General features: G+C 53.4%; 20 protein-coding genes. 13 read left to right on the top strand and 7 right to left on the bottom strand.

Annotation, left to right across the window (positions count from 1 at the left end):
* Positions 1 to 4: 4 nt before the first annotated feature.
* Both glnL and glnA read right to left on the bottom strand, forming a co-directional pair.
* Positions 5 to 1054, bottom strand: coding sequence for a nitrogen regulation protein NR(II) (gene glnL, locus CWM53_RS19135; RefSeq protein ID WP_008807910.1), 1050 nt, complete (start codon positions 1052 to 1054; stop codon positions 5 to 7).
* Between the two features lie 188 nt (positions 1055 to 1242).
* Positions 1243 to 2652: a glutamate--ammonia ligase gene (gene glnA / locus CWM53_RS19125; RefSeq protein WP_061156270.1), complete on the bottom strand. Its 1410-nt coding sequence runs from the start codon at positions 2650 to 2652 to the stop codon at positions 1243 to 1245.
* Positions 2653 to 3030: 378 nt separating this feature from the next.
* Here glnA and typA point away from each other — a divergent pair, with 378 nt between their 5' ends.
* The 8 genes from typA to fabY all read left to right on the top strand — a co-directional run bounded on the left by typA (position 3031) and on the right by fabY (position 11138).
* A complete protein-coding gene (gene typA / locus CWM53_RS19115) occupies positions 3031 to 4854 on the top strand; it encodes a ribosome-dependent GTPase TypA (RefSeq protein ID WP_008807909.1) in 1824 nt (607 codons plus the stop codon).
* Between the two features lie 198 nt (positions 4855 to 5052).
* Positions 5053 to 5763, top strand: a complete 711-nt coding sequence (locus CWM53_RS19110; protein WP_074387467.1) for a GntR family transcriptional regulator — start codon at positions 5053 to 5055, stop codon at positions 5761 to 5763.
* 7 nt (positions 5764 to 5770) lie between these two features.
* Positions 5771 to 6751 (top strand): sugar phosphate isomerase/epimerase family protein, encoded by a 981-nt coding sequence (locus CWM53_RS19105; protein WP_100730485.1) that lies wholly within the window; start codon positions 5771 to 5773, stop codon positions 6749 to 6751.
* A gap of 100 nt (positions 6752 to 6851) precedes the next feature.
* Complete coding sequence (locus CWM53_RS19100; RefSeq protein WP_100730484.1) at positions 6852 to 8114, top strand: MFS transporter; 1263 nt, start codon at positions 6852 to 6854, stop codon at positions 8112 to 8114.
* A 150-nt stretch (positions 8115 to 8264) separates the two neighbouring features.
* Complete coding sequence (yihX, locus tag CWM53_RS19095) at positions 8265 to 8864, top strand: glucose-1-phosphatase (RefSeq protein WP_100632113.1); 600 nt, start codon at positions 8265 to 8267, stop codon at positions 8862 to 8864.
* The gene (locus CWM53_RS19090; RefSeq protein WP_074387464.1) at positions 8858 to 9718 is read left to right on the top strand and encodes a virulence factor BrkB family protein; all 861 of its coding nucleotides are present in this window, start codon (positions 8858 to 8860) and stop codon (positions 9716 to 9718) included. The genes yihX and CWM53_RS19090 overlap by 7 nt, the downstream gene beginning before the upstream one ends.
* Complete coding sequence (gene dtd / locus CWM53_RS19085) at positions 9715 to 10152, top strand: D-aminoacyl-tRNA deacylase (protein WP_012543288.1); 438 nt, start codon at positions 9715 to 9717, stop codon at positions 10150 to 10152. The genes CWM53_RS19090 and dtd overlap by 4 nt, the downstream gene beginning before the upstream one ends.
* A 44-nt stretch (positions 10153 to 10196) precedes the next feature.
* The gene (gene fabY, locus CWM53_RS19080; RefSeq protein ID WP_165784254.1) at positions 10197 to 11138 is read left to right on the top strand and encodes a fatty acid biosynthesis protein FabY; all 942 of its coding nucleotides are present in this window, start codon (positions 10197 to 10199) and stop codon (positions 11136 to 11138) included.
* 14 nt (positions 11139 to 11152) lie between these two features.
* Here the strand turns inward: fabY and CWM53_RS19075 are convergent, their stop codons facing one another.
* Positions 11153 to 12070, bottom strand: coding sequence for an alpha/beta hydrolase (locus tag CWM53_RS19075; RefSeq protein ID WP_074387461.1), 918 nt, complete (start codon positions 12068 to 12070; stop codon positions 11153 to 11155).
* A gap of 204 nt (positions 12071 to 12274) precedes the next feature.
* Here CWM53_RS19075 and CWM53_RS19070 point away from each other — a divergent pair, with 204 nt between their 5' ends.
* Together CWM53_RS19070 and CWM53_RS19065 are read left to right on the top strand one after the other, a co-directional pair.
* Positions 12275 to 12517: a CopG family transcriptional regulator gene (locus tag CWM53_RS19070; protein WP_004150355.1), complete on the top strand. Its 243-nt coding sequence runs from the start codon at positions 12275 to 12277 to the stop codon at positions 12515 to 12517.
* Positions 12517 to 12900 (top strand): type II toxin-antitoxin system VapC family toxin, encoded by a 384-nt coding sequence (locus CWM53_RS19065; RefSeq protein ID WP_002882817.1) that lies wholly within the window; start codon positions 12517 to 12519, stop codon positions 12898 to 12900. The genes CWM53_RS19070 and CWM53_RS19065 overlap by 1 nt, the downstream gene beginning before the upstream one ends.
* A gap of 173 nt (positions 12901 to 13073) precedes the next feature.
* Here CWM53_RS19065 and fdhE read toward each other — a convergent pair whose 3' ends face one another.
* Genes fdhE through fdnG form a run of 4 tightly spaced genes read right to left on the bottom strand, consistent with a single transcriptional unit; the run spans position 13074 to position 18597 of the window.
* The gene (gene fdhE, locus CWM53_RS19060) at positions 13074 to 14003 is read right to left on the bottom strand and encodes a formate dehydrogenase accessory protein FdhE (RefSeq protein WP_004150358.1); all 930 of its coding nucleotides are present in this window, start codon (positions 14001 to 14003) and stop codon (positions 13074 to 13076) included.
* Complete coding sequence (fdoI, locus tag CWM53_RS19055) at positions 14000 to 14635, bottom strand: formate dehydrogenase cytochrome b556 subunit (protein WP_061156261.1); 636 nt, start codon at positions 14633 to 14635, stop codon at positions 14000 to 14002. The genes fdhE and fdoI overlap by 4 nt, the downstream gene beginning before the upstream one ends.
* The gene (fdxH, locus tag CWM53_RS19050; RefSeq protein ID WP_002882822.1) at positions 14632 to 15534 is read right to left on the bottom strand and encodes a formate dehydrogenase subunit beta; all 903 of its coding nucleotides are present in this window, start codon (positions 15532 to 15534) and stop codon (positions 14632 to 14634) included. Before fdxH ends, fdoI begins: the two co-directional genes overlap by 4 nt.
* Positions 15535 to 15546: 12 nt before the next feature.
* On the bottom strand, positions 15547 to 18597 hold the full coding sequence (gene fdnG / locus CWM53_RS19045; protein ID WP_100632115.1) for a formate dehydrogenase-N subunit alpha: 3051 nt from the start codon (positions 18595 to 18597) through the stop codon (positions 15547 to 15549).
* Between the two features lie 156 nt (positions 18598 to 18753).
* Between fdnG and fdhD the strand changes: the two genes are divergently transcribed.
* From fdhD to CWM53_RS19020, 3 genes are all read left to right on the top strand, one after another.
* A complete protein-coding gene (fdhD, locus tag CWM53_RS19030) occupies positions 18754 to 19590 on the top strand; it encodes a formate dehydrogenase accessory sulfurtransferase FdhD (RefSeq protein ID WP_074387458.1) in 837 nt (278 codons plus the stop codon).
* 128 nt (positions 19591 to 19718) lie between these two features.
* On the top strand, positions 19719 to 19931 hold the full coding sequence (locus tag CWM53_RS19025) for a YdgH/BhsA/McbA-like domain containing protein (RefSeq protein WP_004127125.1): 213 nt from the start codon (positions 19719 to 19721) through the stop codon (positions 19929 to 19931).
* A 393-nt stretch (positions 19932 to 20324) separates the two neighbouring features.
* Positions 20325 to 21305, top strand: a complete 981-nt coding sequence (locus tag CWM53_RS19020) for a 6-phosphofructokinase (RefSeq protein ID WP_100730483.1) — start codon at positions 20325 to 20327, stop codon at positions 21303 to 21305.
* Positions 21306 to 21316 lie beyond the last annotated feature (11 nt).

The raw sequence follows: 21316 nt of genomic DNA, 5'->3' as shown, positions 1-21316 counted from the left end.
ACCTCTACTTCCGAATAGGCAGGTATACCGAAAATTCGGTATGACCCGGCCAGCTGGTGAATTCAATTTTGCCGGAGTGCTGATCGATAAGGCTGCGGGCAATAGATAAGCCCAGGCCGGTACCGCCTTCGCGGCCGCTGACCATCGGATAAAACAGCGTATCCTGGAGATGGGGCGGAATACCCGGGCCATTATCTTCAACGTCAATACGTGCGGCGAGGCGATAACGCACCCCGTGCAGCGTCAGCTGGAAAGCGGTGCGGGTGCGGAGAACAATTTCGCCCCCTTCCGGCCCCAGCGCCTGCAGCGCATTACGGACGATGTTCAGCAACACCTGTTCAATTTGATCCGGGTCGTGGGGCAGCTCTGGTAGGCTGGGGTCGTAATCACGGATTAACTTCACGTTGTCCGGTAACTCCATGGAGACCAGTTTCACTACCCGCTCGGCGACTTTATGGATACTTTCAGTAACGTGCATGCCCGGATGCTGTGGCCCAAGCAGGCGATCGACCAGATTTCTCAGCCGGTCAGCCTGCTCGATGATCACTTTGGTATATTCCGTTAGCGCCGGGTCGGGCAGGGCTTTGCTGAGCAGCTGTGCCGCGCCGCGCAGGCCACCTAACGGGTTTTTTATCTCATGTGCCAGGCCGCGGACCAGATCGCGGGCGGCGACCTGCTGTGCGTGCTGCAGTTGCTCCTGGCTCAGGCGGCGCTGGTTATCCATCGGCGCCATTTCCAGCAAAATAAAGCCTTCCGGTAGCCGCTGGGCGGTCAGAGACAGGATATGTGAGCGGCCATCGATAACCAGTGTGACTTCGTTATCGGTAAAACCCTGGCCCGCCTGCAGACTCTCCTGCATCAGCCCAATATTCAATGAGAAATAGCTCAACAGCTCAGGTAACGGGGTGCCAAACAGCTTGCGTGAACTCTGCGCCAGCAGCTGCTGCGCCGCAGGGTTGGCAAAGTGCACCGCCAGGTCATCATCGACCAGTAAGATACTGTTGATTAGAGAGTTAAGGATCTGCCCAGCATCGGGCAGTGTGCCTGTTGCCATTCGACAGTCTCCTGAAAATGAGTGCACCAATTTAGTGCAGTATAGCTTTTTATCGGTAAAAAGCTCGCGAGATCAGCGTGTTGGTGGAGAAAAAAGCCCATCCTGAGATGGGCTGAAAGTTTCCACGGCAACAAAATATCCCGGGCATCCCGCGCCACAACACGACATACCCTGGATTTACAGCAAAATTAGACGCTGTAGTACAGTTCGAACTCAACCGGATGCGGAGTCATGCGTACGCGGTCGTTCTCTTCCAGACGCAGGGCGATGTAAGCATCGATAGCGTCATTGGTGAACACGCCGCCAGCCGTCAGGAACTCGCGGTCAGCATCCAGGGCCTGCAGGGCTTCTTCCAGAGAACCAGCAACCTGCGGGATCTCTTTCGCTTCTTCCGGCGGCAGGTCGTACAGGTTTTTGTCCATTGCTTCGCCCGGATGGATTTTGTTCTTGATACCATCAAGGCCAGCCATCAGCAGCGCTGCAAAGCACAGGTACGGGTTGGCAGCCGGGTCCGGGAAGCGCACTTCGATACGACGCGCTTTCGGAGAGGTCACCACCGGGATACGGATGGAGGCAGAGCGGTTACGCGCAGAGTAAGCCAGCATAACCGGCGCTTCGTAACCCGGGACCAGACGCTTGTAGGAGTTGGTGGTCGGGTTCGCCAGGGCGTTAATCGCTTTAGCGTGTTTGATTACGCCGCCGATGTAGAACAGCGCCTGCTCAGACAGACCTGCGTATTTGTCGCCGGAGAACAGGTTAGTCCCGTTTTTCGCCAGAGACATATGGCAGTGCATGCCGGAGCCGTTGTCGCCGAACATTGGTTTCGGCATGAAGGTCGCGGTTTTACCGAAGCGGTGAGCGACGTTGTGAACAACGTATTTGTAAATCTGAATTTCATCCGCTTTTTTGGTCATGGTGTTGAAGCGAGTTGCCACTTCGTTCTGACCTGCGGTTGCCACTTCGTGGTGGTGAGCTTCAACAACCAGACCCATCTCTTCCATGATCATACACATGGTGGAGCGGATATCCTGTGAAGAGTCTACTGGCGGAACCGGGAAGTAACCCCCTTTCACGCCTGGACGGTGACCTTTGTTACCGCCTTCGTATTTGGTGGAGGAGTTCCACGCACCTTCGATGTCATCGATCGCGACATGGGAGCCAGAGATAGAGGCGCCGAAGCGGACGTCGTCGAACAGGAAGAATTCTGGTTCTGGCCCGAACAGGACGGTATCAGCGATGCCGGTGGCGCGCAGGTACTCTTCAGCGCGTTTCGCGATGGAGCGCGGGTCGCGGTCATAGCCCTGCAGGGTGCCTGGTTCGAGGATATCGCAGCGGATGATCAGCGTCGGTTCTTCGAAGAACGGGTCAATGACCGCGGTGGAGGCGTCTGGCATCAGGACCATGTCAGATTCGTTGATACCTTTCCAGCCACCAATCGAGGAGCCATCAAACATTTTGCCTTCTTCGAAGAATTCGGCATTTACCTGATGAGACGGAATCGTGACGTGCTGTTCTTTACCTTTGGTATCGGTGAAGCGCAGATCGACAAACTTCACTTCGTGCTCGTTCAGCATCGTCAAAACGTGTTCAGCGGACATACTTAAACTCTCCCGGATTGGTCATTGTCGTCGTGGTAACGAAAACTTCATACTGCTTAAAAGTGGCGTTGTTGCCTTAAAAAATATAAAGCGAAATCTGTGCCAACTTTTAAATGCCCTATAAAACGCTGTATCATGCGCACCATAGTGCAAAAGGACTGCACCATGATGGAGATAATGCACCAAAATAGTGCCTCAGTGTGAACATTGAGCACCATTTTGGTGCAATTTTTGTTACGGTGCCCTTTTATCGCTCCGTGAAAGCGGTCACAAAGAAACTCTGCAATACTTGTTTGCGGAGGATGTTTGTGATCCTGTTCAGTCCTTCGCTTAATACGTGTACAATAACGCGCTATTTCTAATGCCTGAGGCAAAGTTGTGATCGAAAATCTGCGTAATATCGCCATCATCGCGCACGTTGACCATGGTAAAACTACCCTGGTTGACAAGCTGCTACAGCAATCCGGTACGTTCGACGCACGTACTGAAGCACAAGAACGTGTGATGGACTCCAACGATTTGGAGAAAGAGCGTGGGATTACCATCCTCGCTAAAAACACCGCAATCAAATGGAATGATTACCGTATCAACATCGTTGATACCCCAGGGCACGCCGACTTCGGAGGTGAGGTTGAGCGTGTTATGTCCATGGTTGACTCTGTGCTGCTGGTGGTCGATGCCTTTGATGGCCCGATGCCGCAAACGCGCTTCGTGACCAAAAAAGCTTTTGCCCACGGCCTGAAGCCGATCGTGGTCATCAACAAAGTTGACCGTCCGGGTGCCCGTCCGGACTGGGTTGTCGATCAGGTGTTCGACCTGTTCGTTAACCTTGATGCGACTGACGAACAGCTGGACTTCCCGATCGTTTACGCGTCCGCGCTGAACGGTATCGCGGGTCTGGACCACGAAGACATGGCTGACGACATGACCCCGCTGTATCAGGCGATTGTTGATCGCGTGCCGGCGCCGGACGTTGACCTTGACGGTCCGCTGCAGATGCAGATTTCCCAGCTGGACTACAACAACTATGTTGGCGTCATCGGTATCGGCCGCATCAAACGCGGTAAAGTGAAGCCGAACCAGCAGGTCACTATCATCGATAGCGAAGGCAAAACCCGTAACGGTAAAGTCGGTAAAGTTCTGACTCACCTGGGTCTGGAGCGTATCGAGAGCGACGTAGCCGAAGCTGGCGACATCATCGCGATCACCGGTCTGGGCGAGCTGAACATCTCCGACACCATCTGCGATCCGCAGAATGTTGAAGCGCTGCCGGCACTGTCCGTTGATGAACCGACCGTAACCATGTTCTTCAACGTCAACACCTCGCCGTTCTGCGGTAAAGAAGGTAAGTTCGTTACCTCTCGCCAGATCCTGGACCGTCTGAACAAAGAGCTGGTGCACAACGTGGCGCTGCGCGTTGAAGAAACCGAAGACGCTGATGCGTTCCGCGTTTCCGGCCGTGGTGAACTGCACCTGTCCGTTCTGATTGAAAACATGCGCCGTGAAGGTTTCGAGATGGCGGTTTCCCGTCCGAAAGTTATCTTCCGCGAAATCGACGGCCGTAAACAAGAGCCGTTCGAAAACGTGACGCTGGACGTCGAAGAGCAGCACCAGGGTTCTGTCATGCAGGCGCTGGGCGAGCGTAAAGGCGATCTGAAAAACATGAATCCAGACGGTAAAGGCCGCGTACGTCTCGACTACGTGATCCCAAGCCGTGGTCTGATCGGCTTCCGTTCAGAGTTCATGACCATGACTTCTGGTACCGGTCTGCTGTACTCCACCTTCAGCCACTACGACGACGTTCGTCCGGGCGAAGTGGGCCAGCGTAACAACGGCGTACTGATCTCTAACGGTCAGGGTAAAGCGGTTGCGTTCGCTCTGTTCGGTCTGCAGGATCGCGGTAAGCTGTTCCTCGGCCACGGCGCTGAAGTTTACGAAGGCCAGATCATCGGTATTCACAGTCGTTCTAACGACCTGACGGTAAACTGCCTGACCGGTAAAAAACTGACCAACATGCGTGCGTCCGGTACTGACGAAGCAACGGTTCTGGTTCCGCCGATTAAGATGACCCTGGAGCAGGCTCTGGAGTTCATCGATGACGACGAACTGGTAGAAGTGACCCCTACGTCTATCCGTATCCGTAAACGTCACCTGACTGAGAACGACCGTAAACGCGCAATGCGCGGTGCAAAAGAAGAGTAATTTTTCTTCTTGTTGTTCGCTAAACCCCGCCTCTTCGGCGGGGTTTTTTTATGGGCGGTCTCTGCCTGTCGTCGCGCTATTTCCGGGTTGCCGAGAGAGATCGGTCACATTTATACCTAAAGTTTGTGTGAGGAATTGCTTTCTTTTTTTGCGGAAGAGTAAGATGAGCTATCTGGTTTAAACCAAATGGATTAAACAATGACTGAAAATCTCTCCACTGTTGAAAATGCGAAAGAGAAACTGGATCTGTGGCTTAAGCAAGGGCTGACGGCTGCGGGGGGAAAACTGCCTTCTGAAAGAGAGCTTGGTGAGCTGCTGGGCATCAAACGGATGACGCTGCGTCAGGCGCTGCTCGGCCTTGAAGCGGAATCGAGGATCTTTCGTAAAGACCGTAAAGGATGGTTTGTCGCCCAGCCGCGTTTTAACTATAGCCCTGAGCTCTCAGCGAGCTTTCAGCGAGCCGCCATAGAGCAGGGCAGAGAACCCTCATGGGGCTTTAATGAAAAACAGCGAACCCGAGACTATCCCGACGTTGCTAAACCCCTGATGGATGTTATTCCGGCTGATGATTTATATCTGGTAACCGGCTGGGGAGCGCTGGAAGGGCATAAAGTTTTCTACCACGAGACCTTTATCAACCCTAACGTCGCGCCAGATTTTATTGGCAGACTAAAGAACCAGTCTTTTTCCTCCGTCTGGGAGCGTGAATATCATAAGCCGGTGGTGATTAAAAAACTGGCTTTTAGACCCGTCAGAATGTCGGGCGATGTGAGCAAATTCATCGGCGGCTCTGCAGGTCTGCCGGCTATTCTGATAGAAAAACACCGTGCCGATAGTGCAGGTAATATTGTGCAGATAGATCTCGAATACTGGCGATTTGAGGCTGTGGATCTCTTTATTAACTTGTAGGTATTTTATGGTCACTAAAGATAACGCCGGGAAGATCCTTTCCCGTATTGATAATATACCACTCTACCTTCATGCTTATGCCTATCATTTGAATATGCGGCTTGAACGTATTTTACCTAATGATTTACTGACCATTGCAGATAGTCTGCATTTAAAGGGGGTAAAAATACATGTTCTTGATGGCGAGCGCTACTCGCTGAGCAATATGAATGATATCCAGTTAGCCGAGTTTGGAGATAAAGCAAAATCGTTGCAACTGGATATTCATATCGAGACCAGCGCCTCCGATAAACAAACAATCGATCAGGCCGTCACTATCGCTTTAAAAACAGGCGCATCATCCGTTCGCTTTTATCCTCGTTATGAAGGACATTTGCACGACGTTATTGAAAAAATTTCCACCGACATTCAATACATTAAACAAGCATATAGCCATACTGGCCTGACGTTTACCCTTGAGCAACATGAAGATCTGAAAAGCGTTGAACTGGTGAATTTAATTAAACACAGCGAAATGCCAACGTTATCGCTTCTTTTTGACTTCGCCAATATGATCAACGCCAATGAACGACCTCTTGAGGCGTTAGCGTTGATGTCACCTTACATTACGCAGGTTCATATTAAAGACGCCTGTATTATTGCTGAGAACGGTGGACTTGGGCATCGGGCCTGTAACTCAGGCCAGGGCGATATGCCATTTAAGGCGCTGCTGACGAAATTAATTTGTCTCGGCGATGACCAGCCGCAGGTCATGGCGTACGGCCTGGAAGAGGAGGTGGATTACTATGCACCCCCGTTCCGTTTTGCAACGGAAGGTGACAACCCGTGGATCCCGTGGCGGCAAATGAGCGAAACTCCGCTACCTGATGCTGACCAGCTTGAAGAGCGGCTGCTGAAAGAAAAGCAGGATGCGATTGCGCAGCTGAAATATGTCGAAGATACATTGCAAATAATAAAAGACGAAGCGCTTACCGTGCTGGCACACTAAATTTATTGATAATTCGTTATACCGGATCATCATTTTTAATAAATGATGATGGTCTGTTATCTTCCTTAAACCAAATGATGTTAAATCATTAGGGGATCCTATGCTCACAAAAAAGAAATGGGCTATATTCAGTTTATTAACCTTGTGCGTCGGCACCATTTATAAACTGCCCTCGCTGAAAGATGCCTTTTATATTCCAATGCAGGACTATTTTCATCTGACTAATGGCCAGATAGGTAATGCCATGTCGGTGAACTCAGTGGTGACCACGATTGGTTTTTTCGTGTCAATTTACTTTGCCGATAAGCTTCCTCGCCGTTACACCATGTCGTTGTCACTGATTGCAACAGGTTTATTAGGGATCTATCTGACGACGATGCCTGGATATTGGGGAATTCTCTTCGTTTGGGCCTTATTTGGCGTTACCTGCGATATGATGAACTGGCCGGTGCTATTAAAGTCGGTAAGTCGGCTGGGCAACAGCGAACAACAGGGGCGGTTATTTGGCTTCTTTGAAACCGGGCGGGGGGTTGTCGACACGATTATTGCCTTCTCTGCTTTAGCTATTTTTACCTGGTTTGGTAGCGGTTTGCTGGGTTTTAAAGCCGGGATCTGGTTCTATGCTCTCATCGTGATTGTTGTCGGGATCATGCTGTTTTTTATGTTGAAAGAAAAGGATGAGGATGCGCCTGAGAAAGCTATCACCGAGAGCGCCACAGAGAAAAGTAGCATCTCTTCGGTATTAAAAGATAAAACCATTTGGCTCATCGCGTTTAACGTCTTCTTCGTTTACGCCGTTTACTGTGGACTCACTTTCTTTATCCCCTTCCTGAAAAATATCTACCTGTTGCCAGTAGCGCTGGTGGGCGCCTACGGCATCATTAATCAGTATTGTTTAAAAATGGTTGGCGGACCGATTGGTGGCCTGATAGCCGATAAAATTCTTAAGTCGCCAAGCAAATATCTCTTTTATACCTTCTGTGTGAGTACCCTGGCCTTAGTGGCGTTAATATTGCTGCCCCATGAAAGTATGCCGGTCTATCTGGGTATGATCTGCACTCTGGGATTTGGTGCAATTGTGTTTACGCAGCGAGCGGTATTCTTTGCCCCGATCGGTGAAGCAAAAATCGCTGAAAACCGGACCGGCGCAGCCATGGCGCTGGGGAGCTTTATCGGTTATGCGCCGGCCATGTTCTGCTACAGCCTGTATGGCTACATTCTTGACCTCAACCCAGGTCTGGCAGGCTACAAGATAGTCTTTGGCATCATGGCGGGCTTTGCGCTCTGTGGCGCGTTCGTCTCGGTCATGTTAGTGAAACGAATTAGCGGTGGCAGGAAAATGCTGCGCGCTGCGACGGAATAACCTCCCGTCTCATTCTGTTTATTCAAAGCCGCGTTATGCGGCTTTGTTCGTCAGTGGCTGGCGGCCCACGCGGTTGTTTCAGGTTTATACATAGTCAAACCTCATCTTTCCCGCTAAAGTTAATTTTCCACGGCGCGGAAGGAGACAAAAATGCTCTATATCTTTGATTTAGGTAATGTGATTGTCGACATTGACTTCAACCGGGTATTGGGAACCTGGAGTGATTTAACCCGCATCCCGCTGGCGACGCTAAAGCAGCATTTCACCATGGGAGAGGCTTTCCACCAGCATGAGCGTGGCGAGATCAGTGATGAAGACTTTGCCGCCGCCATGTGCCATGAAATGAATATGTCCCTCAGTTATGAGCAATTTGCTCACGGCTGGCAGGCGGTATTCGTCGCGCTACGCCCGGAGGTGATTACCATCATGCATAAACTTCGTGCCCAGGGGCATCGGGTGGTGGTGCTCTCCAATACCAACCGTCTTCACACCACGTTCTGGCCTGATGAATACCCGGAAGTGCGCGCTGCCGCCGATCGCATCTATCTGTCACAAGAGATGGGAATGCGTAAGCCTGAAGCGCAAATTTACCAGCGAGTACTGGAAGAAGAGGGATTTTCTGCCGCAGATACGGTCTTTTTTGATGATAACGTCGATAATATAGCAGGGGCTAATCGGTTGGGGATCACCAGTATTCTGGTGACCGGGAAGAAGACCATCCCTGATTATTTCGCGAATCAGCTATGCTAAAAACCGTTCATCAAAAATTACACCACCATACCCGGCCGCTGCTGGCGTGGCTTAAGCTGCTGTGGCGGCGCATTGATGAAGATCATATGACCACCCTGGCGGGAAACCTCGCCTATGTGTCATTACTTTCCCTGGTGCCGCTGATAGCCGTCGTGTTCGCGCTGTTTGCGGCCTTTCCCATGTTTTCCGAAGTCAGTGTGCAGATTCGCCATTTTATCTTCGCCAATTTCATTCCGGCGACGGGCGATGTGATTCAGGGGTATATCGAGCAGTTCGTGGCCAATTCCAGCCGCATGACCGCGGTAGGCGCGTTTGGCCTGATCGTCACTTCGCTGCTGCTGATGTACTCGATCGACAGCGCGCTAAACACCATCTGGCGCAGTACGCGCAGTCGCCCCAAAGTTTACTCCTTTGCCGTTTACTGGATGATCCTGACTCTTGGCCCGCTGCTGGCGGGTGCCAGCCTGGCGATCAGTTCGTATCTGCTGTCGCTGCGCTGGGCGAGCGATCTGGACGGCGTGATTGATAATCTGCTCCGCCTTTTCCCGCTGATCCTTTCCTGGGCGGCATTCTGGCTACTCTACAGTATTGTGCCGACCACCCAGGTGCGTAACCGCGATGCAGTGATCGGAGCGCTGGTGGCGGCGCTGCTGTTCGAGGCTGGTAAGAAAGCCTTTGCCCTCTATATCACCACCTTTCCGTCCTATCAGTTAATTTATGGCGTGATTTCGGTGGTACCGATTTTGTTCGTCTGGGTGTACTGGACCTGGTGTATCGTCTTGCTTGGCGCTGAAATTACTGTCACTCTCGATGAATACCGCAAACTTAAAACAGAAGAAACAGAACAACCATGATTGCATTAATTCAACGCGTATCCCGTGCAAGCGTTACCGTGGAGGATGAAGTGACGGGCGAAATTGGTCCGGGACTTCTGGTGCTGCTGGGGGTCGAAAAAGACGATGATGAACAAAAAGCGAATCGCCTCTGCGAACGCGTGTTGGGCTACCGCATCTTCAGCGATGCGGAGGGGAAAATGAACCTGAATGTTCAGCAGGCGGGCGGCAGCGTGCTGGTGGTTTCGCAATTTACGCTGGCGGCCGATACCGAGCGGGGGATGCGACCGAGTTTCTCGAAAGGCGCTGCCCCTGACCGCGCTGAGGCGCTGTATGAGTATTTCGTCGCCCGCTGTCGCCAGCAGGAAATGAACACCCAGACCGGAAGATTCGCTGCGGATATGCAGGTTTCTTTGGTCAATGATGGTCCCGTGACCTTTTGGTTGCAGGTATGACCCAGCTTCCGGGCAGGCTGCGGGTAACAAAAGAGAGTACGACTATGTATCACCTTCGTGTACCGCAAACAGCAGAAGAGTTAGAGAGCTACTATCAGTTCCGCTGGGAGATGCTGCGTAAGCCGCTGCATCAGCCAAAAGGATCGGAACGTGACGCCTGGGATGCGATGGCGCATCACCAGATGGTGGTGGATGAAGAAGGCAATCTGGTAGCCATCGGCCGGCTATATATCAATGCGGAAAATGAAGCCTCCATTCGCTTTATGGCCGTTCATCCCTCCGTGCAGGATAAAGGGCTGGGGACGCTGATGGCGATGACCCTGGAGTCGGTAGCGCGTCAGGAAGGGGTTAAGCGGGTCACCTGTAGCGCCCGCGAAGATGCGGTGGAGTTTTTCGCCAAGCTGGGCTTTGTGAATCAGGGGGAGATCACTACCCCAACCACCACGCCGATCCGTCATTTTCTGATGATTAAACCGATCGCGTCGCTGGACGATATTTTGCACCGCGGCGACTGGTGCGCACAGCTTCAGCAGGCGTGGTATCAGCATATCCCGCTGAGTGAAAAAATGGGCGTGCGTATTCAGCAGTACACCGGGCAGAAATTTATTACCACCATGCCCGAAGCGGGGAACCAGAATCCGCACCATACGCTGTTTGCCGGTAGCCTGTTTTCGTTAGCGACCCTGACCGGATGGGGGCTTATCTGGCTGATGTTGCGCGAGCGGCATCTGGGAGGCACCATCATTCTGGCGGATGCGCATATTCGTTACAGTCAGCCCATTAGCGGCCGCCCCAGCGCCATCGCCGACCTGGGTTCGCTGAGCGGCGATCTCGACCGTCTGGCGCGTGGGCGTAAGGCCCGCGTGCAAATGCAGGTAGAGCTTTTTGGCGACGAAAAGCAGGGCGCGGTTTTCGAGGGGATCTACATCGTGCTGCCGGCGAAGCCCTTTGGCTCGTATGAAGAGGGCGGCAACGAGGAAGAGTAAGCGCCCTCTGGCCGTTATCGTCCTGGCGATGCCACACGCCAGGCGATATCCCGCATAGCATCACGCGCGGCGTGGCTGACGCCCCCCAGCTGAAAGAAGCCGTGGATCACCCCCAGATAACGCTGACAGGAACTCTCCACCCCTTGCTCCGTCAGCCTTCGGTACAGCACTTCGCCCTCATCGCGTAAAGGATCGAACTCAGCTGTCAGAATATGCACCGGTGGCAGCCCGTTAAAATCTTCTCGCCAGAGTGGACTGGCATCCGGATGGTTTGCCGGCGTCGAGGCGAGGTACATTTCGTAGCCGCTCAGTAGCGTGTCCCGGGTAATCACATAGTCATCGCCATTGCTGAGGTAGCTCGCCATGCTGGCGGTGGGGTCGAGCATTGGATAAATCAGAATCAGTTGTGCAGGATGCCACGCCGCTTTCGCTTTCAGGCGCAGAGCCGTGACCAGGGCGAGATGACCTCCGGCGCTGTCGCCGGCCAGCGTGATGCGCGAGGCATCAACGCCAAGCTGCTTTGCGTGCTGGTGAATAATCGTAGCACCTCGTTCTGCATCATCGTGCGCCGCCGGAAAGGTATGCTCCGGCGCCAGGCGGTACTGCACAGCGATCACCCGGCAACCGCTGAACATGGCTAACTGACGGAGTTGGTTATCGTGGGTGGTAAAGCCGCCGCTGACAAAACAGCCGCCGTGGTAGTAGATAAGTGTGGGTAGCAGGCCGTCGGTAGTGGGCGGTGAAACGACGCGGAAGTGCATACCCTCCAGAGCGATATCCTCCACCCGCACTCGTGCTTCCGTCTCCCCGGCGAGTACCGCACTGGCGATATAGCCGGCCCTCCGATCATCAATATGCTGATCGCGTGATGACGGACGACCTGCCGCAATAAATGCCTCAACCCGCGAAGCAATCCCTTTTTCCAGCGCCATATGAAGTTCCTTGTACTGTTTTAATATCCAGTGTTATAGCCTGGATTATGGCGAAAAGACAGGCCTGTTGAGGTCGCCTGTGCATTATGGAAAGCGGCTCGCAAAAAAGCGTTTACCTGGCAAAATCCTTTTTGTTTCCGATTTCAAAAGCTGTAGATTGCTCATAACTTCATCACTGGTGATATACTTGAGGTATATATGAGCATGATGGCTGAAAGGGATATGGGCAGAATTCTTCTCGATTTATCAGACGATGTCATTCAACGTCTTGATGACCTCAAAGTGCAGCGTAACATTCCGCGAGCGGAACTGTTACGTGAAGCGGTTGAACAATATCTGGAGAAACAAGATCGAGCTAAAGATACCATCTCCAGTGCGCTGGGTCTGTGGCAAGACTGCGAAGAAGACGGCATGGAATATCAACGTCAGCTACGCAAGGAGTGGTAATGACCTCCGGATCTGCGCTTTTTGATACCAATATTCTTATTGATTTATTTAGCGGGCGTCGCGAAGCCAAACAGGCGCTGGAGGCCTGGCCACCGCAGAATGCGATCAGTCTGATTACCTGGATGGAGGTGATGGTTGGCGCTAAAAAATATCACCAGGAGCAGCGCACGCGAATGGCGCTGAGCACCTTTAATATCATTAACATCTCACAGGATATTGCAGAGCGAAGCGTTGCGCTGCGGCAGGAGTATAAGCTTAAGCTGCCGGATGCCATCATTCTGGCGACGGCGCAACTCCATCGTCTGGAACTGATTACGCGGAATACGAAGGATTTTGCCGGTATTCCTGGCGTAGTCACGCCGTACGAAATCCACCCTGAATAATTCGAGTGGCAGGAGGACGGCAAGTGAGCGACAAACTCGTCTGAAACGAGTGTGTCCAGCCAAAGGCTGGCCTCTGATGACAGTCAGTGACGCGGGTGAGTCATCCCTGACTACGCTCGTATCGCAAGAAGGAAAACGGGCGACAAGAGCCGCCCGAAATCACACTGCAGAACTTACTCCCCTTCGCCGGGGAACATGAACGGGTTAATTGAGCTTCTGGCGAAGCCTTCCTGTTCCATGCGGGCGTCGAGCACCAGGGACGCCAAATCGTCGGCGACGGCTTCGACTTTCGGATCCTTCTCCTGATACATAATCTTCAGGTAGGTTCCACAGTCGCCACAGCTTTCGGCTTTCACCGCTGCCTGCTCGTTGTCCAGCGACCAGTAGTGCAGGTCGCGGCTCTGTTCACAGTTGCTGCACTTGACGCGCACCACGTGCCACTCGGTTTCGCACAGGTTGCAGTGCAGATAGCGCAGTCCCTGAGTGGTGCCGATTTGCACGATGCTGGAGACCGGCATCGAGCCACATACCGGGCAGAACTGACGCTGTTCACCGTATTCGGCGCGCGCTTTACCCGGGATCAGGCTGGCCATCTGCGCCCAGTAGAGCGACAGCGCGGCCCAGATGAACGGCGCTTTATCACTGCTGACGGAGGCGAAGTCGGAAACAAACAGCGCGCTGGCCATTTGCTCCAGCTCCTGCTCAGAGGCTTTTTCCAGATTCTCAATGACCGCCAGCGCCGGGCCGCTCATTTCCGGCTTCAGCTCGGCAATCAGCGAGTGCAGCAGCTTGTGCCAGTGCTTGTCGCGCGGCAGGACGTGGATATCCAGCGGCGGTTTACCCTGTTCGCTGGCCGCTTTAATACGGGCCGTCAGATCCATCTGCAGCGGATGGTCATACAGCACCACTTCCTGGGCATGGGCGATCAGTGCGGCAAAGCGCAGGTAATCACCCAGCGGGTTGTTAGCGGCCAGCTCGCGCAGGCGTTCCGCGCGGCGGTTGTACAGATTTTTCAGCCTGGGGAACAGTAACGGCGGAATTGCTTCCGCCGTGCGTTTCTCGCTCGAACCCAGCTCGTCTTGCGGGATTATGCGAATACTCATTCAGATGACTTTTCCTGTTTCTGGCGGACCTCTCGGTACCAGCGTGGGTGATGTTTCTTCGCCCACGTTTTGGTAACCCAGCCTTCCACCATCGCGGTAATGGTGCCTTTCACCCAGAGGGCGGCGTAGATATGCACCATGATAACCACAATTAACGCCACTGCGGCAAATGAATGCAGCATCAGCGCAAATCGGATCACCGGGATTGAGAAAGCCGGCGCAAAATACGGACGCCAGATGATCACACCGCTCACCAGCAGCAGTACCAGCAAAATAATCGCCGCCCAGAACACGCATTTCTGGCCGAAGTTATAGCGCCCGGTATCGCCTACCTCCTCGTTGACGACGATCTTACGAATATTCTTCGCCCAAAAGATATCATCCCGATTGATTAGGTTGTGGTGCCAGTAACGGAAAAACATGATGATAAACGACGCGAACATCACCACCCCGACGAACGGGTGGAGAATACGCGCCAGCTGCGGCGTACCGAGAATATGCATCAGCCAGTTAAAGGACGGGAAGAAAAAGCCTAACCCGCTTACCGCCGCCAGGATGAAGCAGAAGGCGGTGACCCAGTGGTTGATGCGTTCCGGCGCCGTGTAGCGCACGATGGTGTCACGTCTTTTCATTTGCGCACCTCGTCTTTCTCTTCATGCAGGTTGTCCTCTTCCTCTTCCGCGCGGTTCGGACCGACGCCGACGTAGTGGAAGATACTGGCTGCGAAGGTCGCGGCGAAGCCGACGGCCGCCAGCGGTTTCCAGATGCCTTTCCAGAACTTCACGGTCTGGCTGATCTCCGGGTTTTCCGGCAGGCCATGGTACAGATTCGGCTTGTCGGCATGGTGCAGCACGTACATGACGTGGGTGCCGCCGACGCCGGCCGGATCGTACAGGCCCGCATTGTCATAACCGCGGGTTTTCAGCTCAGCCACGCGTTCGCCGGCCAGCGTTTTCATATCCTCTTTGGAGCCAAAGTGGATTGCGCCGGTCGGGCAGGTTTTCACGCAGGCCGGCTCCTGGCCGACGGTCACGCGGTCTACGCACAGGGTACATTTGTAGACGCGGTTGTCTTCCGGGTTCAGACGCGGTACATCGAACGGACAGCCGGCGATACAGTAGCCGCAGCCGATACACTGCTCGGACTGGAAGTCGACGATACCGTTGGCGTACTGAATGATCGCGCCTTCTGACGGGCAGGCCTTCAGGCAGCCCGGATCCGCGCAGTGCATGCAGCCATCTTTACGGATGAGCCATTCCAGCTTGTCGTTTTGCTCCACTTCCGAGAAGCGCATCACCGTCCATGACTTGGCGGTCAGGTCCGCCGGGTTGTCATACACCCCGACGTTGTGACCGACTTCATCACGAATATCGTTCCATTCGGAGCAGGCCACCTGACAGGCTTTGCAGCCGATACAGGTGGTGACGTCGATAAGCTTCGCCACCTCCTGCTGGTGGTCCCGCGCCTGAGGCGCGGGGGTGAAACCGTTAGTCGCGGAACGACGAATAATATCTTGCGATTGATAAGCCATAAGTCGTCTCCGTTACACCTTTTCCACGTTCACGAGGAAAGCTTTGAACTCCGGTGTCTGCGTATTCGCATCACCGACGAACGGCGTCAGGGTATTGGCAATAAAGCCTTTTTTCGCCACGCCCTCATAGCCCCAGTGAATAGGAATGCCGATGGTATCGATGTCCTTACCGTCAACTTTCAGCGTGCGAATACGTTTAGTCACCACCGCCTTGGCTTTGATATAGCCGCGGTTGGAGGAGACCTTGACGGTATCGCCGTGGCCGATGCCAAGCTTATTCGCCAGTTTTTCACCAATCTCCACAAACTGCTCCGGCTGCGCGATGGCGTTAAGCAGCGCGTGTTTAGTCCAGTAGTGGAAGTGCTCGGTCAGGCGGTAAGTGGTGCCGACGTACGGGAACTTATCGGCCTTACCCATCTGCTCGAGATCGCCTTTGAAGACGCGAGCGGCCGGGTTAGAGACCACGTTCGGATGCAGCGGGTTAGTCCCCAGCGGCGTTTCAAACGGCTCGTAGTGTTCCGGGAACGGTCCTTCCGCCATTTTATCAATAGCGAACAGACGGCCCATCCCTTCAGGCTGCATGATAAACGGACCGACGTCACTGCCAGGGGCGGCGGCGCTGTAGTCCGGAATATCCACGCCGCCCCATTTCGCGCCGTCCCACTTCAGCAACTGACGCTTCGCATCCCACGGTTTACCCTGCGGGTCCGCGGAGGCGCGGTTATACAGGATGCGGCGGTTAAGTGGCCATGCCCAGGCCCAGCCCAGCGTGTTGCCGAGGCCTGACGGATCGGCGTTATCGCGGCGTGCCATCTGGTTGCCGTCCGGCGTCCAGCTACCGGCGAAGATCCAGCAGCCGCTGGAGGTGGTGCCATCATCGCGCAGCTGTGCAAAGGAGCTCAACTGCTGCCCTTTCTTAACGATCACCGCGCCGGTCGCCGGGTCGGTGATATCCGCCAGCGCTTTACCGTTGCTTTCCATCGCCACTTCTTCCGACGCCGGCTCATGCGGCGTGGAGTAGTTCCACGTCATGTTGAGCACCGGCTCCGGCGCTGGTCCGCCCTCTTCGGCATACATCTTACGCAGGCGGGTGAAGATACCGGCGAGTATTTCACCATCGGTAGCCGCGATCCCTGGGGCATCCGCGCCTTTCCAGTGCCACTGCAGCCAGCGGCCGGAGTTGACGATCGACCCGTTTTCTTCGGCGAAGCAGGTGGATGGCAGACGGAACACTTCGGTCTGGATTTTCGACGGGTCAACATCGTTCGACTCACCGTGGTTTTGCCAGAAGGTGGACGTTTCGGTGTTCAACGGGTCGATGGTCACAAGGAATTTCAGCTTCGACAGAGAAGCCACCACCTTGTTTTTGTTCGGGAACGAGGCGACCGGGTTAAAGCCCTGGCAAATATAGCCATTCACTTTGCCCTGATTCATCATCTCGAAATACTGCAGAACGTCGTAGCTCTTATCCCATTTCGGCAGCCAGTCAAAGCCCCAGCTGTTTTCTGCAGTGGCTTTGTCGCCGAAGAAGGCTTTCATCATGGAGACGAAGAACTTCGGATAGTTGCCCCAGTAGTTAACCTGATCTTTCAGCAGCGGCTTCGGCGTGTTAGCCGTCAGGTAGGTCTGCAGGTCGGCCTGTTTTTCATTCGGCAGCGACATGTAGCCCGGCAGGCTGGTGGAGAGCAGGCCGAGGTCGGTCAGACCCTGGATATTGGAGTGACCGCGGAGGGCGTTGACGCCACCGCCTGCCATCCCCATGTTGCCGAGCAGCAGCTGGATCATCGCCATGGTGCGGATGTTCTGCGCGCCGATGGAGTGCTGGGTCCAGCCGAGAGCATACAGGAACGACGCGGTCTTATCCGGCGCGCTGGTTTCGGCAATGTATTCACAGACTTTGAGGAAGTCGGCCTTCGGCGTACCACAGATGTTTTCGACTACATCCGGGGTATAACGAGAAACGTGCTGCTTCAGCAGGTTCCAGACGCAGCGCGGATGTTGCAGCGTGGTATCGCGTTTGGCGAAGCCGTTCTCATCCAGCTCATAGTTCCAGCTGGTTTTGTCGTACTGGCGTTTTTCTGCGTTATAGCCGCTGAACAGACCGTCGTCGAAGCTATAGTCCTCACGCACGATCAGGCTGGCGTTGGTGTAGGCTTCGGTGTATTCGCGGTTGAATTTTTCGTTATTCAGCAGGTACAGGATCACGCCCGACAGGAAGGTAATGTCGGTACCGGAACGAATCGGGGTATAGAAATCTGCCACCGACGCCGTACGCGTAAAGCGCGGATCGATAACGATGAGCTTGGCGCCGTTATGAATTTTGGCTTCCATCGCCCAGCGGAACCCCACCGGATGCGCTTCAGCGGCGTTACCGCCCATCACCACGATCAGGTTGGCGTTCTTAATATCCACCCAGTGGTTGGTCATCGCACCGCGACCAAATGTTGGAGCAAGACTTGCTACCGTTGGTCCGTGTCAGACACGCGCCTGGTTATCCACCGCCAGCATCCCGAGGGCGCGGGTGAATTTTTGCGTTAAATAGCCGGTTTCGTTACTGGAGGCGGAGGCGCACAGCATCCCGGTGGTCAACCAGCGGTTGACGGTGGTGCCGGCGTCGTTTTGCGCGATAAAGTTGGCGTCGCGGTCTTCTTTCATCAGCTTGGCGATGCGATCAAACGCTTCGTCCCAGCTGATTTGCTGCCATTTATCGGAACCTGGCGCGCGATATTCCGGGAATTTCAGGCGGCTTTCAGAATGGATAAAGTCCACCAGACCGGCCCCTTTCGGGCAGAGCGCACCACGGTTAACCGGATGATCCGGATCGCCTTCGATATGGAAAATGGATGCTTTGGCGTTTTTTGCGCCGTCGCCGAGGCTATACATCAACAGCCCACAGCCAACGGAACAGTATGTACAGGTATTACGGGTTTCGCGCGTGCGCAGCAATTTGTACTGCCGTGTCTCCGCGAGCGCAGTTGCCGGGGCAAAGCCCAGCGCTGCTGCCGTGGTTCCCGCCATACCGCCAGCGCAGATCTTAAAGAACTGCCTTCTGCTGACCTGCATGGTTCGCTCCTTGTTTCGACATTGTCACATGTAGTTATTTACTTTGCGGTGAAGGCCGCAAAGGTTCAGAATTAGGGCTAATTTCCCTCATTCCTGAAGGGATAAAAACAGAATACCACATTGTGTGTATGCCTGTTCCAATACGGTTAAAGCAAAGTGAACAAGAACCCTCTCGAACAAATCAAAAATGTGACGAATGTCACAGGATATCGCCAGGTCTCACTCTGGAAGCGCGAGGATCTGCAACACCCTCAGCCAGACGAGTTAGCCGAAGAAATTCCCGTCGCGCTGGTCTACAACGGTATCTCCCATGTGGTGATGATGGCTACGCCGAAAGACCTGGAGCAATTCGCCGTCGGCTTTTCCTTATCCGAAGGGATTATCGAGCATCGGCGGGAGATTTTCGGCATGGACGTGGTTTCAGTATGCAATGGCCTTGAGGTACAGATTGAGCTCTCCAGCCGACGTTTTATGGGGCTCAAAGCCCGGCGTCGCGCGCTGGCCGGGCGCACCGGCTGCGGTGTGTGTGGCGTCGAGCAGCTCAACGATATTGGTAAGCCGGTACAACCGCTGCCGTTCACCCAGACGTTCGATCTAGCCAACCTCGACCACGCCCTGGCGCATCTTAACGACTTTCAACCGGTTGGCCGGCTCACCGGCTGCACCCATGCAGCCGCCTGGGTCCGGACGACTGGCGAGCTGGCGGGCGGTTTTGAAGACGTTGGCCGGCATGTCGCCCTGGATAAATTGCTGGGCCAGCGCGCGGAAATTGGCGAGGACTGGCAGCATGGCGCCGCGCTGGTCTCCAGCCGCGCCAGCTATGAAATGGTGCAGAAGGCCGCGATGTGCGGCGTCGAGATCCTGTTCGCAGTCTCGGCGGCCACTACCTTAGCGGTGGAAGTGGCCGAGCGCTGCAATCTGACGCTGGTGGGTTTTTGCAAGCCGGGCAGGGCGACAGTCTACACTCATCCGCAGCGTTTAATTGCGGGCTAAATATCGATCAATAAATTTGAACAATTTCAGCAAATCCTTCCGCTTTTTGTTTAGCGATGTGCGGGCTACTATTTAACACATCAAGGCACAACGCCTTATCTAAACAACTAAATGAAAGGGTTTATATCATGAAAAGCATCAAAACTTTTGTCGCAGTAATCGCACTGGCCGCTTCTTTTGGTTCCTTCGCTGCTGAAACCGTGACCGCAACCGCCGCAACGATGGATGGTGCGGAAGCGAAAATCGCTGCTCAGGCGCAGGCTGCTGGCGCTTCGTCTTACAAAATTACCGAAGCCTTTACCGGCAACCGCGTGCATATGACTGCGGAACTGAACAAATAAACATAAAGTTACTGTCGAAAGAGCGCCTTAGGGCGCTTTTTTTGTTTCGCTTCCCGCATCTGCGATATTACCGATATTTCCCTCTGCTACGAAAAAAATGTGGTAGTAATCACGTTTCCGCTCTTTTCTTAAATCCCCATATTTACGGCAAAGGAACGGTCTGCGCGCCTGAATATCTCGATATTTTAACGCTATGAAATATAAAGATATTAAAAACAGAAAGCGATGGAGATCACCTTCTTTAAATGAGATGTTTATCACAAAAATAAGCATGTCGCTGCTACTGTCAACTATTCACTGACGTAATTTAATACGCATTATGTGATCTTCATTGCAAATAGAAGGCTTGTACTCAGGGAAAAATGTTGTCAGGCAAATGAGCGAGGAAGCGTCATGAAAATTGGCATCGTTATTAGCGGCGGGGATGTTTCGGGAATGAATAATTTTATATTCCAGATTGCCAGACAGGCTAATGCCGATATCACGCTGTTTAATGGCGGTATTCCAGGACTACTGGAGAAAAGTCATCAGGATATTGCGTGGCGCGATCTGGTTGATTTCTCCATTACCGCAGTGCCAATCATTACCTCGGGGCGAACCAGTCGCAAACTGCAGCGTAGTGAATATGAAAGCATTGCTAAAAAACTTAAATCGCTGCGTATTGATGTGCTCATTATGGCCGGGGGGGATGGCAGCCTGCAGTTTCTGAATACCCTTAGTGAATTTGAGATTAATTGCTTTGGTGTGGGGATGACGATCGATAATGATGTGTATGGCAGTGATTATACGATTGGTTTTTCCACGGCCTGTGAGCAAATTATTAAAGAAGTCTCCCGTTTAAGAAATACCGGAAGAGCGCTGCCGGGTCGGGTTTTTATGGTTGAGATATTAGGAGGCTATTGTGGAGAACTAACGTTACAGTCCGCCATTAAATGTAATGCTGATATTGCTCTGATCCCGGAGGCACAGATGCCGCTTGCCATACTCGCGGAACGGATTACCCGGAAGCTGAGCACGCAAAATAGCGTCGTGATCCTCTGCTCAGAAGGCTATACCAAAGAGTACTCTCCCGGCTTTCAGGGGGCGATTGATACCATGATTAAACAGCTGGAACCACAAATAGGTGTCCGTATCCGTAAAACGATCGTCGGCTATGGCTTACGCAGCGGTGATCCAACCTGTGAAGAGATTTATCAGGGTACCATTATGGCCAGTGAAGTGGTTCGCTGTATTCAGTCAGGTATGAAAAATAAAGCCATAATAATTAATTCCAGTAACAAACCTATTCCGATTGATTTAGTCAGTATGAAAAAACGTCTGGTCGATACTGAAGGACATCATTATAAACTTGCCAAGCAACTCAATATTATTTGAGGAGACCCTCC

Source organism: Klebsiella sp. A-Nf5 (genome assembly GCF_002810545.1).
In the GTDB taxonomy this organism is placed as follows: domain Bacteria; phylum Pseudomonadota; class Gammaproteobacteria; order Enterobacterales; family Enterobacteriaceae; genus Klebsiella; species Klebsiella variicola.
The sequence above is the reverse complement of the archived record's forward strand: the minus strand, read 5'-3'. Positions and strand labels throughout refer to the sequence as shown.